This window comes from Massilia sp. YIM B02763, assembly GCF_030412015.1.
Lineage (GTDB): Bacteria > Pseudomonadota > Gammaproteobacteria > Burkholderiales > Burkholderiaceae_D > Telluria.
Genome location: NZ_JASNRD010000014.1, coordinates 40136 through 53835, shown reverse-complemented (window position 1 = coordinate 53835; position 13700 = coordinate 40136). Strand labels below are relative to the sequence as shown.

The following is a 13700-nucleotide window of genomic DNA, read 5'->3' as shown; positions in this document are numbered from 1 at the left end:
CCGGGCCCGGCCCGCACGTTACCGGGCGTCACGGCCACGTCCAGCGCCGCACGTTTGATACGTATCCATGCCGGCACCTGCGCCGGAACTTCGTCCTGCCCGCCTCGTCTTACCGGACAAGACCCCGCCACCCGAGCCGTTCGCCACCATGCCCGATGCACCGCACGACGCCGAAGTCGAATGCCGCGACGCCCCGCGGCCCACCCTGGGCCAGCGCGAAGCCGTCACGCTGATCGTCGGCATCGTCATCGGCGCCGGCATCTTCAAGGCGCCCGCCGCCGTCGCCGGCCTGACCGGCAGTCCCGGCTGGATGTTCCTCGCGTGGACACTCGGCGGCGCCCTGTCCCTCGTCGGCGCCCTGTGCTACGCCGAGCTGGCGACGAGCCATGCGCATGCCGGAGGCGACTATCACTACCTGCGCGAAGCGTACGGGCGCGGGCTCGCCTTCCTGTTCGGCTGGGCGCGCTACGCCGTGATCACGACGGGCTCGATCGCGCTGCTGGCCTTCGTGTTCGGCGACTACGCGCAACAGGCGCTGCCGCTGGCGTCGCTGGCGCCCGCCGCCGGCGCCACCGTCTACGCCGCGGCCGCCGTCGTGGCGCTGGCAGCGGTCAACCTGGCCGGCATCCGCAGCGGCAGCCGCACCCAGAACTGGCTCACCTTCGTCGAGGTGGGCGGGCTGCTGCTGGTCGGCGGCGTCCCGCTGGCGCTGGCGGCCGGCGGCGCCACGCCGTCCCCTGCCGCCGCAGCCGCAGCCGCCGGCGGCGCGCCCGCGGCCTTCGGCCTCGCGATGGTATTCGTGCTCCTCACCTACGGCGGCTGGAACGAGGCCGCCTACATCAGCGCCGAACTGCGCGGAGGGCCACGCGCCATGGTGCGGGCGCTGGTCCTCTCCGTCGCCCTGATCACGGCGCTGTACCTGCTGGTGTGCTGGGCCTACTGGCATGCGCTGGGCATGGCCGCGCTGGCCGCGTCGAGCGCGCCCGCCGCCGACGTGCTGCGCCTGGGCCTGGGCGACGCGGGCAGCGAAGCCATCGCCCTGCTGGTGGCGGTGTCCGCGCTCACGTCGATCAATGCCACGATGATCGTCGGCGCCCGCACCGGCTATGCACTCGGCCGCGACTGGCCGCGCCTGCGCCGTCTGGCCCGCTGGGATGGCGCACGCGGCAGCCCGGCCAGCGCCATGCTGCTGCAGACCGCGGCCGCGCTGCTGCTGGTCGGCATCGGCAGCGGCAGCGGCGACGGCTTTCGTGCGATGGTCGAATTCACGGCGCCCGTCTTCTGGCTGTTCTTCCTCTTGACGGGCATCGCGCTGTTCGTCCTGCGGCGGCGCGACCCTGCCCGCCCGCGCCCCTTCCGCGTACCGTGGTATCCGCTGCTGCCGCTGGTCTTTTGCGCCAGCTGCACGGCAATGCTGTGGGCCAGCCTGACCCACGTGGCGAGCCAGTCGCTGGGCGGCGTGAATGCCGCCTGGATCGGCGTCGCCGTCCTTGCCGCCGGCCTGCTGCTGCTCGTCGTGCTGCGCCACGACGACGGCCAGCGCGCGGCGCCCGCCGCCTTCGAACCCGAGGAGAAGCGAAGATGAACCCGATCATGCACCGCCGCCACTTCCTGCTCGCCGCCGCCGCCGGGGGCATCGCCCTGCTGCCCGCGCCGGTCGCCTGCGCCCAGGACAAGCGGCCGCCGGCGCGCCTGGACGTCCCCTATGTGCCGACGCCGCAGGACGTCGTCGACCGCATGCTGGAACTGGCCCATGTGGCCAAGAGCGACTACCTGATCGACCTGGGCTGCGGCGACGGCCGCATCGTCGTCAGCGCGGCGCGCGAATTCGGCGCGCAGGGACTGGGCATCGACCTGAATCCCGAACGCATCACGGAGGCGCGCGCCAACGCGAAAAAGGCCGGCGTGGGCACCCGCGTCGACTTCCGCATCGCCAACCTGTTCGAGACCGACCTGTCGCGCGCCTCGGTCGTCACCCTGTACCTGCTGCCCGACGTGAACGTCAAGCTGCGCCCCAAGCTGTGGCAACAGCTCAAGGTCGGCAGCCGCGTCGTCTCGCACGCCTTCGACATGGGTCCCGAGTGGCCGCCGGAGCGCACGGAGGACGTCGGCGGCCGGACCATCCATATGTGGACCATCGGACCGGCCCAGAAGGCGCCGGCAGCGGACGGCGGGCGGTCCAGGGCCTGATTCCTCGGGTTCAGGGCCGTGTCGTACGTACAAAACGTCCTTTCCTTTCTATTTCCATAAGCTAATTTGATTGGGTGCCATTTTTTCGTTACATTGGAGGTTTCATGTTTACGAATGGCAGCGACAGCGTCCCGCCATCCGCCCCGCACCCCGCGAATGCGCGATTCATCCTTATTCAAGTACCTGGGTTCCGGCTCGATCGTCACGGCCTGTTGCGTCCTCGGACTGCTGTACTTCGGCCGCGACGTCATCCAACCGCTCGCGCTCGCATCCATCCTGAGCCTTGTCATCGCGCCGCTGATCCGCAGCATGCGCCGGTTCGGCCTGTCGCACATGCCGGCCACGCTGCTGTCGGTGATCATCGTCGCGAGCTGCGTGATCGGCGTCGGCACGATCCTCGCCTTCCAGCTGGTCGCCGTGTCGCACGACCTGCCGAAGTACCGCGCCGCGATCCGCACCAAGGTCGCCGCCGTGCGCGAATTCGCGGAACGCCCCTTCGCCCGCCTGGAGGCCGAGCTGACCGCCGTTTCGCCGCAGGAACGGGGCGCCGTCACGGCCCGGCGCGGCATCACCACCGTCACCGTCAGCCCGACGCAGCCGCTGCCCGTCGAGATCCGCCAGCCGCGCCTGACGACCAGCGACCAGATCCAGCGCCTGTTCTCCGTGGCCTGGGGACCGATCGGCGAAGCGGGCCTCGTGCTCGTGCTGCTGGTATTCATCACGCTCGAGCACGAATCGCTGCGCGACCGCGTGATCCGCCTGGCCGGCCAGGCCGAGGTCGGCAGGACGATCCGTGCGCTGTCCGATGCCGCCCAGGGCGTGTCGCGCTTCTTCTTCTCGCAATTCGTCGTCAACCTGACGTTCGGCACGCTGATCGGCCTGCTGCTATGGCTGGCCGGCGTGCCGCACGCCGGACTATGGGGCGCCCTCAGCGCCATGCTGCGCTTCGTGCCCTACCTGGGCGTGATGGCCGCCGGGCTCACCATCGCCGTCTTCGTCGCCGCCATCGATCCGGGCTGGCAGCTGGCGGTCTCGTGCATCGCCCTGTTCCTGGCGCTGGAATTGTTCGTCGCCAACGTCGTCGAGCCCAAGGTCTATGGCCACAGCTCGGGCCTGTCGCCGCTGGCGGTGATCGTCTCGGCCGTATTCTGGGGCGCGATGTGGGGACCGATCGGCCTGCTGCTGTCGACGCCGCTGACGCTGTGCCTCGTGGTGGCCGGCCGCCACGTGCGCGGCCTCGAACCGGTGACCATCCTGCTCGGCGACGCCCCCAGCGTCAGCGGCGCCCAGCGCCTGTACCAGCGCGTGCTGGCCGGCGATACGGAGACCATCCTGCGCGACGCCCGCGCCTACCTGCGCCGCGCCAGCTTCGCGCGCTACTGCGACCAGGTGCTGCTGCCGGGCCTGACGACGGCCTCCGCCGACATCCGCAGCGGCCAGATCGACGATACCCAGCTGGCCCGCATCCGCGCCACCATCGCCGACGTCGCGTCGCAGCTGACGCCGGACATGCCCGTCCCCATCCGCAGCCTGCGCCGGCGCAACGTCTCCCTCCTGGACGCCAACCTCGGCGCCCACCTGCGCCAGATGCGCGAGGAGCGGCAGGGCCGCTGGCAGGGTTCGCTCGACGTGCCGGCCCATTCGGTCGTCCTGTGCGCCGGCCTGGCGTCCGAGCGCGACGGCATCCTGAGCGAACTGCTGGTGCGGGCGCTGCGCGAAGGCGACATCGACGCGCGCAGCTTCACGCTGCTGGAAACGAAAGGCCCGGGACCCGATTACGCCGAACTGATCTCGACCATCTTCCTGCCCTACCCGATGGAAGAGCACCTGGCCACGTGGCTGACGGCGGCGCTGGAACTGCGCAACAGCCTGCCGACCGTGCTGCTGGCCACGGTCCGCCCGCCGTTCGACCGCTCGACGGTGCCGCAATCGGCGATCGAGAACCATATCGATATCGTGCTGAGGTCGTTCGAGGAAGCGCTGGCGTTCGTGTCGCCGGAGAAGCCGGCGCGGGGCTGAAGCCCGCTCCATGGATGTGTAAAAGTGTCGCCGGGACGCGACTAAAAATTGCATCTCTGCATCCATTTTTAGTTGCCCCATTGCTATAATCAGGAACACTTTGTTCCGTATCCAATGGCATGGCTGTTCTCGACGACGTTCTTCCTTCCAGCTCAGTGCCGTCCACCGCCTTTCCTCCCGCGCCGGCACATTATGCATTTCGTGGCCGCCTGGGCGAAGGGGGGCATGGCGAAGTCTACGAGTCCTGGGATACGAAGCTGCAGCGCAGCGTCGCGATCAAGCGCGTCAAGCACGATGCCGTCGCGGCAGGCGCCGACCTCATGCGCGAAGCACGAATGGCCGCCTCGCTCCATCATCCGGCATTCGTCAAGGTCCATGCGATTGAAGAGACGGAGGACGGCCAGTTCATCGTCATGGAGCTGATTCCCGGCCGCACGCTCAAGCGAGTGCTGGCGGAGGGCAAACCAGCCCTGGCCGATGCGCTCGACTGGACGCGCCAAGTGGCCGAAGCGATGCAGGACGCGCATGCGTCCGGGCTGGTCCACGGCGACCTGAAGCCATCGAACATCATGCTCGAGCCAAGCGGGAAGGTGCGCATCCTCGACTTCGGGCTGGCGCTGCGCCACGACATGCTGGCGACGACCACGATCACGCAGTCCGAGCCGCAGGGAACGATCGCGTACATGGCGCCGGAGCGCTTGCTCGGTGCGCTACCCGATGCGCGTGGCGACATTTACTCGCTGGGTGTGATGCTCTATGAGATGGTGGTCGGCAAGCGACCGTTCTCCACGCTGAATGGCCTCGCACTGGCTGCGGCACACATACAGTCTTCGTCGGATAGTTGGGACTATCCGGATAGCCTCGATACTGCGCTCATTGCGCTCGTCCGGGGAATGACGGCGCGTGTCCCCGAGCAACGCATCGCGACGATCGGCGAGGCCGGAAAGCGAATCTTGCAACAGTATGATTCGTCGTCGATCGATCCACCACGAGCCCTTCCGAGCGTCGATTCCGACCTCAAGGACCGTCGCTATCATTTATTGAGCCCTGCGGGGTTCGGAAGCGTAGCGATTTTGCTGGCAGCGCTAGCGGGTGTCGCTTGGTGGCAGGCGGGGCCCAATATGAAGTCGCTTCAAAATCCTCTGGCGCCGTATTCGGAAGCAGCAGCAATGGAGCAGGCATTGACCGCGCTGAAGCGCAGTGATCTCTCGGGGGAGCTTCAAGATGCTGAAAAGCGGTTCAACGAGATTCTTGTACGCAGCCCAAACAACGCCGCAGCCGTCGCAGGCATTTCGCTGGTGTATAGCCAGCGTTTTGCAACGGACGACAAGGACGAAATCTGGCTACAAAAAGCTGACGCTGGCGCACAGTTGGCGCTCAAGCTCAATGACCAATTGGCATTGAGCCAAGTTGCGCAAGGTGCCGTTCTAGACCGTAAGGGACAGTTTGCAGCTGCGTCCGAAGCCTATGAACGCGCGCTTCGGCTTGATCCTAACAATTATTTTGCATGGCGCGGCAAAGTAGAGTCCCTTCGCAATGCCCGAAGAACGCCGCAGACAATCGCGGCCATTGATGAAGGCATTCGTCGTTTCCCTCAAGAAGCGATTTTCTATGGCGAGCTCGGTGCATTCAAGGTAACGCAAGGCGACTACGCGGCGGCGGAGCAGGCCTTTAGACACAGTATCGCACTGCAGCCGGATGCCGTATTCCCATACGCGAACCTGAACGGCGTTCTCCTGATGCAAGACCGTAGTGATGAGGCCCTACAAGTACTGCAGGAAGGGCTGCAAATCCGCCCGAGCGCGCATCTTTACACCAACCTTGGAAACGCATTGTTCGTACGCGGTGATTTTGTAGGCGCAGCAAAAGCATTCGAAAACGCAGTGTCACCCACGCGCGGTTCGCCTGGCGACTACCTGAACTGGGCGAATCTCGCTGACACGCTTCTCTGGCTGCCAGGTCGCGAACAACAAGCTAAGCAAGCTTACGACAAGGCGCGACAGCTGCTGACGCCGAAGTTGGCACGCGCCCCTAGTGATCCGGTACTTAATTCGCGGATGGGTCTCTACGCGGTACGCGCAGGACTGGCAGTAGATGCTGCACCGCTCGTTCAACGTGCCCTGACGTTGGCGCCGAATGACCCGACAGTGCAATTTCGGGCAGGTATGGCTTACGAACTATTAGGCAAACGTTCGCTAGCGCTCGCGGCGATAAATAAAGCCAAGCGCCTGGGCTATCCATCGAACTTCATAGATGCCGAGCCGGATCTCGCGGCGTTGCGCCGAGATCCAGGATATCAGGCGGAATAACATTTTTTCCATGGGCCACCGCCCTACAACCAGCGAGAAACCGATGCAAGATACCTACACGCTCACCGTCACCTATACCTTGGACCAGGAGCGGGCAACTTGGTCCTACAATAACGTGGATCGCGAAGAATGTTGTGACGCCCATCCGGGCGACCTTGTCGACGTCATTTTCAACGGCCCCGGCGACGTCAATCAAGCTGTCATGCTATGCGGTCAGATGGGTGACGAGAAAATCTCGTCGCCCTTCATCCAGGGCAACCAGATCGATTTAACGAAGACGCCCACCCTCCAGGTTGGTAAAAACCTTGGTCGCTGGGGCTTTTCGCTAGCGTTCAGCGCTCGCAACGCCGACGGCACCAGCTCTTTCTATTACCTCCCGGATCCGGAGGTCGTCATCCGCAACCGCCCCGGCTCAGACGACTAACCTCCTCACCTCCCTGCGCAAGGACTCCGTCGGCGTCCTGAGCGCAGCCGCCGCGCGCGTCACGTCGTCCCCGTGGGCGGCCATGGCGCGCGCGATTTCCTCGGCCGGGATCTTCTCGGCCCAGCGAATCTCGCCGTGCGTATCGAGCAGCTTGTAGAGGCTCGGACGCGAAATCCCCAGCATGCGCGACGCCGCCTGGATATTCCAGTCGCTGGCGACCATCGCGTCCGTCACGTCCTGTTCGGTCAATTGCGAAGGTTTGCGGCGCGGTCCCGCCGACAATGCGGACGACGCCGGCGCCGCCTCGGCCACCAGGCGCGCGACGCTGCTCGGCGGGACGGGCGCCATGCGCACCAATTGCTCCAGTTGCGGCGTGCCGCCGTTTTCCACCAGCAGGGCGATGCGTTTGAGCGTGTGGCCCAGCTGGCGGATGTTGCCGGGCCAGTCGTAGCAGGCGATCTCCGTCACCAGGCGCGCCGGCAGCGGCGGCAGCGCGCCCTGCTTCCCCAACAGGTGCACGATCAGGACGCCGATGTCCTCGCGCCGCGCACGCAGCGGCGGCAGCTGGATCGTGAAGCCTTCCAGGCGGCGCAGCAGCGCATGGTTGAACGAGGCGCTGTCCAGGTCCTGGTCGGTGGCGGCGATCAGGCGCGCCGTCGAACGGCGGTCCTGGGCCGCGCCCAGCGGGCGGTAGTCGCCGCCTTCGAGGACGCGCAGCAGCATCGGCTGCACGCTCGGCGGCGCGTTGCCGATTTCGTCCATGAACAGCGTGGCGCCGTCGGCTTCCGCGAACAGGCCGCGGCGTTCGGCCTGGGCGCCCGTGTAGGCGCCCTTCGCCGCGCCGAACAGGTCGGCGGCGGCCAGCGCTTCGTTCAGCGCGGCCATGTTCACGGCCACCAGGCGGTCGGCACTGCGCCGCCCCAGCGCGTGGATGCCCCGCGCGGCGATCTCCTTGCCGGTGCCCGTCTCGCCCAGCAGCAGCACGGTCAGGTCGGTCGGCGCGACCATGCGGATCTGGTCGCGCAACGCGATGGCCGCGCTGCCCACGCCCGCGAGGCCCGGGACCGGGTTATCCTTCGGCAGGCAGTTCATCCAGTGCAGGCACAGCACCACGGCGCGGCCCAGCGTGAGGATCTGGCCCGCGGCCACGGCATCGGCGTCCAGGCGCACGCTGCCCTCCACGGCCCGGCCGTTCAGGTCGACCGTCATGCGGCTCGCCGGCAGCGCGATCGTCACCTCGTCGTCGCGGTTGCGCGTGAAGCGCAGCGGCTCGCGCGAGATGCCGCCGTGGCCCAAGGGCAGGCCTTCGTGGCCCGGGCGGCTGAACTGCGGCGCGTAGCGGTTCAGCTCCAGCATGCCGGCGTCGCCCACGTACTGCTCGCCGATGCGCGCCGAGTCGGGATGCCAGACGATCGTGAGCGCCAGCAGCGGCCGTTCGGACACGCCGGGGTCGGACAGCGGCGAAGTCAGCGTGAAGTCGGAATCGTGCATGGTGAAGGCCGCGGCGAATGTTGACATGTAAAAAACGTGGCAATTTTACACGCTGCGGCGCGCGGCGGGGAGCGGGAGGCCCCATTTTACGGGGCAAACAGGCATGGCATGACGCTTGCAACAGAGACCGTGCCGCCCCTGCCCCGCGGCCCACCGACCCAGCGAATCACGACCATGCACAAGCCCGAATCCGCCCCGAACATGCTGGCACCCGACGTCCGCGTCACGCTCGACGTCCAGCGCCTGAACCTGCTGCGCCAGCGGCCCGCCGATGGCGCGGCGGCCATCTCGGAGAAATTCCTGGACCGGCGCCAATGCCTGACACGGGCCGCATTGAAGCGCGCCGCCTCGGGCCGGCCGGTGCGCTTTCGCACCGTGCGCCACCTGGCGGCGTTCTACGGGATCGGCGTCGAAGCCCTGATCGCGCCGGCGGCGCGCCATGCCGTGCCGGCCGCAAAGGGCGGCGCGTTCGGGGTCGAGCGCCTGCAATGCGCGGCGCTGTTCGACGCCGTGCTGGCGACGGGCCACGGCCGCCTGGCGGACGTGCGCGGCGCGCCCGGCTCGAACAAGTCGACGATGCTGGCCGAGTGCACGGAAGATGCGCGCCAGCGCGGCTTTTCCGCCGTCGTCGTCGAGCTGGCGCGGGCCAATGCGCGGGCGCTGCACCCGCTGGCCCAGCTGGTGCGCGCGCTGCTGTATATCGGTCCTGGCGAAGATGCGGCGGACATGGACGAACTGGTACGCAGCCGCTGCCGCGCGCTCGACCTGTGCGCGGAACACGTCGACGCCTGCCTCGGCATGCTAGCCGGGCTCTCGTCCTGGCCGCTGCCGGGAACGCAAGTCCTGCAGGCCGCCGCCTTGTGCGCGCTGATCCGCCAGCGCGCCCGGCGCCAGCCGCTGGCGCTCGTGGTCGACGATGTCCAATGCGCCGACTGGAGCACGGCGTCGATGCTCGACACCGTGCTGCCGGCCACGCTGGACCTGCCGCTCGTCTGGATGCTGGGGTCGGAAGCGCAGCCCGGATCCCAGTCCGATCCGCTCGGCGCGCGCCTGGAGGCGCTGCCGCGCACCACCTTCCACCTGGCCGGCGTGCCGGGCGCCCGCGCCGTTCCCTGCGCCGCCAGCGTCCTGCGCGTGGCCCGCACGCGCAGCATCAACTAGGAGCCGGCCGGCCCGGCGACGCCTACTGCGAGACCACGCCCGCGCCGGCGGCGGCGCGGCAGACGTAGATCGTCGACTGTTCGCCGCCCGGCGCGCGGTAGTCCCGCAGCACGGCTTCCCGCACCGGTTCGACCAGGTCTTCCGGCACCACGGCCACGATGCAGCCGCCGAACCCGCCCCCCGTCATGCGCACGCCGCCCCGTTCCTGGACCACGCCCGCCACGATCTCGACCAGGCGGTCGACCGGCGGCACGGTGATCTCGAAGTCGTCGCGCATCGACGCATGCGATTCGGCCATCAGGCGGCCCATGCGCGCGAGGTCGCCGGAAGCCAGCGCCTGGGTCGCCTGCAGCACGCGCGCGTCCTCCGTCACGACGTGGCGCGCCCGCTTGAAGGTCACTTCGTCCAGGCCCGCGCCGCGCTCGGCGAGCATGGCGGGATCGACGTCGCGCAGCGCCGGTACGCCGAAATGGCGGGCAGCCGCTTCGCACTGCTGGCGGCGGGTGTTGTATTCGCTGTCGACGAGGCCGCGCTTGACGTGCGAGTGCAGGATCATGATCGCGACGCCGGCGGGAATCTCGACGGGACGCGTTTCCAGCGAACGGCAGTCGATCAGCAGCGCGTGCCCCTCGACGCCGCAGGCCGAGATGATCTGGTCCATGTTGCCGCACTGGGTGCCGACGAAGTCGTTCTCCGAATGCTGGGCCGCCAGCGCCGTCTCGATGGGCGTCAGGGCGTCCATGCCCGGCAGCGTGGCGAACAGGCGCCCGACGGCCACCGTCAGCGAGGCCGACGAGGACAGGCCCGCGCCCTGCGGCACGTCGCCCGAGATGGCCATGTCCATGCCCGTCAGCGGCAGGCCGCGGCGCTGCAGTTCGCGCACGACGCCGCGCACGTAGTTGGCCCACATGGCGTCGTCGCGCCGCTCGATCGGCGCGTCGAGGGAGTATTCGTCGATCGCGCCGCCGTAGTCGGCGGCCACGACGCGCACGAGCCGGTCGGCGCGCGGAAGGGCCGCGATCACGGTGCGGTAGTCGATGGCGCACGGCAGCACGAAGCCGCCGTTGTAGTCGGTATGCTCGCCGATCAGGTTCACGCGTCCCGGCGCCTGCACGACGAGCGCCGGGGCGGCGCCGAAGGCGGATTCGAAGGCGGCGCGGGTACGGGAAATCAGGGTTTCGCTCATGGATGGCTTCAAGGTTGCGTCGGGTTCGAAGGGTGGAGGTAGTGCTCGTCCGGCAGGGCGCGCAGGCGCTCGGCCGCCTGTTCGGCGGTCAAGTCGCGCTGGGCCTCGGCCAGCATCTCGAAGCCGACCATGAATTTGCGGACGGTGGCGGAGCGCAGCAGCGGCGGGTAGAAGTGGGCATGCAGCTGCCAGGGCGCGCCGTCGGAACCGTCGTACGGGGCGCCGTGCCAGCCCATCGAATACGGGAACGAGGTCTGGAACAGGTTGTCGTACTTGATCGTCAGGAGCTTCAAGGCCTTCGCCAGGTCGGCGCGCTGTTCCCGCGTCAGGTCTTCCAGGCGGCGCACGGCGAAGCGCGGCAGCAGCAGCGTCTCGAACGGCCAGGCGGCCCAGTACGGGACGACGGCCAGCCAGTGGGCCGTCTGCACCACCACGCGCTCGCCGGCCGCCGCTTCGCGCTCGGCATAGTCGAGCAGCATGGGACGGCCCTGCTCGGCGAAATAGGCGCGCTGGTTGCGGTCCTCGGCGGCGGGCAGGTTCGGCACGAAGCTGGACGCCCAGATCTGGCCGTGCGGGTGCGGGTTCGAGCAGCCCATCACGGTGCCCTTGTTTTCGAACACCTGGACCCAGCGGTAGCTTCGGCCGAGCTCCTGGGCCTGGTCGCACCAGGTGTCGACGACCTGTTCGATCGCGGGCAGCGCCAGTTCCGGCAGCGTCTTGCCGTGGTCCGGCGAGAAGCAGATCACGCGGCTGGTGCCGCGCGCGCTCTCGGCCTGGAACAGCGGATCGGCGGGCGGCGGCGCGTCGGGCGTGTCCGGCAGCAGCGCGGCGAAGTCGTTCTCGAATACGTAGGTGCCCTTGTAGTCCGGGTTGTGCACGCCGTTCACCCGGGTATTGCCGGCGCACAGGTAGCAGGTCGGATCGTGCGCGGGGCGCGGGCTGTTGTCGACCTTTTCCTGCTGGCCCTGCCAGGGACGCTTGGCGCGATGGGGCGACACCAGCACATACTCGCCCGTCAGGGGGTTGTAGCGCCGGTGCGGATGGTCTGATGGGTTGAACATGTGTCTCCTTGATCTCTTGCGAATGGACCGGCGGCTGCGCCCGCAGGTAGCGGCAGGCGCATCCGAGGCCGCTATATTACACACGTGGTGCCACGGCTGGCCGGAATACCGACACGATATCAGGGACGATGTTATCGCTAACCTACAGCGTTTCCATCGCCGCCACCGCCTGGCACCGAAGAAAATATTGCTCGCAGTCATGATCGTCCGATCACGCTCGATCCTATTTATACCCCATGTGCCGGGAGCGGCGGCGCATGGCGCAGCGCATCCCCCATCAGTTCCAGCGCGTGCTGGACTTCGTAGCGGTCGGCCGTGCCGCCCAGGCAGACCCGTACGGCATCGGGACCCTCGCCCTGCCCCACCGTAAACGCATCGCTGGTGACGACGGTGACACCGGCGGCCGCCATCGCCGCGGCGAACTCGCGCCGGCCCCAGCTGGCGGGCAGGCGCAGCCACAAGTGAAAGCCCTCGGGCGCCGCATCGTAGCTCCCGGCCGGCAGCGCCCTGGCCGCGATCTTCAGGCGTACGGCGCATTCCTTGCGGATCGCACCCAGCATCAGGTCGGCCGTGCCGTCGCGGATCCAGCGGGTGGCCAGGGCCGCCGTGATCGGCGAGACCATCATCGTCGTCGCCCGGATCGATGCCGTCAGCCGCGCCGTCTGCTGCGCGTCCGGCGCCACCAGGAACGCGACGCGCAGGCCGGCGCCGACGCACTTGGCGAGACCCGCGATATAGAACGTGATGTCGGGACCGATGCTGGCCATGGGCGGCGGCCCGGAGCGCGGCAGGAAGCCGTAGGCATCGTCCTCGATGATCGCCACACCATGGAAGCGCGCGACCTCGACCAGCGCGCGCCGGCGCTCGGCCGAGATGATGGATGTCGTGGGATTGAGCAGCGTCGGATTGCAATACAGGGCCTTGGGTGCGTACTGGGCACAGGCGGCGGCGAAGGCGACGGCGTCGATGCCCTGGCCATCCATCGGCAGCCCCACCAGCTTCAGGCCAAGCTGCCCGGCCAGCGCGCGCAGGCCCGGATAGGTCAGCTCCTCGCAACAGACCACGGAACCGGGCGGCGCCAGCGCGGCCAGCACCGCCAGCAACGCGCACTGGGCGCCGGCCGTGACCAGCATGCGCTCGGCCGGCACCACCAGGCCGCGGCGGCGCAGCCACAGCACGCCGGCCGCGCGGTCGTCGGCCGAGCCGCAGAAGTCCTGGTAGCGCATCAGGTCGCGCAGGCGCGTGCCCACCTGGGCGAAGCCTTCCTGCATCAGCTGCGCCAGCTCCGGCGAATCCGGTTCGGGCGGCATGTTCATCGACAGGTCGATGCTGGGCCGGCCCTCGACGGCGCGTGGGATCGCCGGGCGGCGCCGGCCGCACACGAAGGTGCCGCGGCCCACGGTGGAATCGACAAGGCCGCGGCGCTGCGCCTCGACGTAGGCGCGGGCCACCGTGGTGAAGTCGATGCCCAGCAGTGCGGCCAGCTTGCGCTGCGGCGGCAGGCGCTGCTCGGGCAGCAGGCGCCCCGTCGTGATGTCGTCCGCGATCGCGCCGGCGATCTGCTGGTAGACGGGGGTCGTCCCCTTCTTGAGCTTGGGAATCCAGCCTTCGTGCTTCTTGCTCATGCAGCGCTCCGGGTCGTGGCGATACGTTGTAGTGCATGGAACGCACCGCCGTGATGCGTGCGGGTGCGGGTGGCGAACGGCGATTGACTGCAGCGATTGTATGGAGGCCGTGCCGAGGCCGGAAAACCGCCGGATACCTCAGGATCGATGCAAGGGGCGTGCCAGTGCGGGATGCGCCGCGACGGGCCGATTGACCGCAAGCGCCTCCATACAAATGGCGGTCCACGGCCCATT

At 68.3% G+C, this 13700-nt stretch carries 10 protein-coding genes; 6 read left to right on the top strand and 4 right to left on the bottom strand.

The features are described 5' to 3' along the window. The first annotated feature begins 67 nt into the window (after nt 1-67). The 5 genes from QPK32_RS17500 (at nt 68) to QPK32_RS17480 (ending at nt 6942) form a co-directional block, all read left to right on the top strand. Nucleotides 68-1585, top strand: a complete 1518-nt coding sequence (locus QPK32_RS17500) for an APC family permease (RefSeq protein WP_290414078.1) — start codon at nt 68-70, stop codon at nt 1583-1585. After that, nucleotides 1582-2190 (top strand): cyclopropane-fatty-acyl-phospholipid synthase family protein, encoded by a 609-nt coding sequence (locus QPK32_RS17495; protein WP_290414077.1) that lies wholly within the window; start codon nt 1582-1584, stop codon nt 2188-2190. Before QPK32_RS17500 ends, QPK32_RS17495 begins: the two co-directional genes overlap by 4 nt. A 156-nt stretch (nt 2191-2346) precedes the next feature. Next, nucleotides 2347-4209 carry an AI-2E family transporter gene (locus QPK32_RS17490; protein ID WP_290414076.1) on the top strand — a complete coding sequence of 621 codons (1863 nt, stop codon included), beginning with the start codon at nt 2347-2349 and terminating at the stop codon, nt 4207-4209. A 119-nt stretch (nt 4210-4328) separates the two neighbouring features. Further along, nucleotides 4329-6518: a serine/threonine-protein kinase gene (locus QPK32_RS17485; RefSeq protein ID WP_290414075.1), complete on the top strand. Its 2190-nt coding sequence runs from the start codon at nt 4329-4331 to the stop codon at nt 6516-6518. A 43-nt stretch (nt 6519-6561) separates the two neighbouring features. Beyond that, nucleotides 6562-6942, top strand: a complete 381-nt coding sequence (locus tag QPK32_RS17480; protein WP_290414074.1) for a hypothetical protein — start codon at nt 6562-6564, stop codon at nt 6940-6942. Here QPK32_RS17480 and QPK32_RS17475 read toward each other — a convergent pair. Further along, nucleotides 6931-8460: a sigma-54 dependent transcriptional regulator gene (locus QPK32_RS17475; RefSeq protein WP_290414073.1), complete on the bottom strand. Its 1530-nt coding sequence runs from the start codon at nt 8458-8460 to the stop codon at nt 6931-6933. The genes QPK32_RS17480 and QPK32_RS17475 overlap by 12 nt on opposite strands. A 147-nt stretch (nt 8461-8607) precedes the next feature. On the opposite strand from QPK32_RS17475, the gene QPK32_RS17470 reads away from it, so the two are divergent. Further along, a complete protein-coding gene (locus QPK32_RS17470; protein WP_290414072.1) occupies nt 8608-9594 on the top strand; it encodes an AAA family ATPase in 987 nt (328 codons plus the stop codon). Nucleotides 9595-9616: 22 nt separating this feature from the next. Here the strand turns inward: QPK32_RS17470 and galK are convergent, their stop codons facing one another. From galK to QPK32_RS17455, 3 genes are all read right to left on the bottom strand, one after another. Next, nucleotides 9617-10780, bottom strand: coding sequence for a galactokinase (gene galK / locus QPK32_RS17465; protein ID WP_290414071.1), 1164 nt, complete (start codon nt 10778-10780; stop codon nt 9617-9619). An 8-nt stretch (nt 10781-10788) separates the two neighbouring features. Continuing rightward, nucleotides 10789-11841, bottom strand: a complete 1053-nt coding sequence (locus tag QPK32_RS17460; RefSeq protein ID WP_290414070.1) for a UDP-glucose--hexose-1-phosphate uridylyltransferase — start codon at nt 11839-11841, stop codon at nt 10789-10791. A 227-nt stretch (nt 11842-12068) separates the two neighbouring features. Next, on the bottom strand, nt 12069-13466 hold the full coding sequence (locus QPK32_RS17455; RefSeq protein ID WP_290414069.1) for a PLP-dependent aminotransferase family protein: 1398 nt from the start codon (nt 13464-13466) through the stop codon (nt 12069-12071). Nucleotides 13467-13700 lie beyond the last annotated feature (234 nt).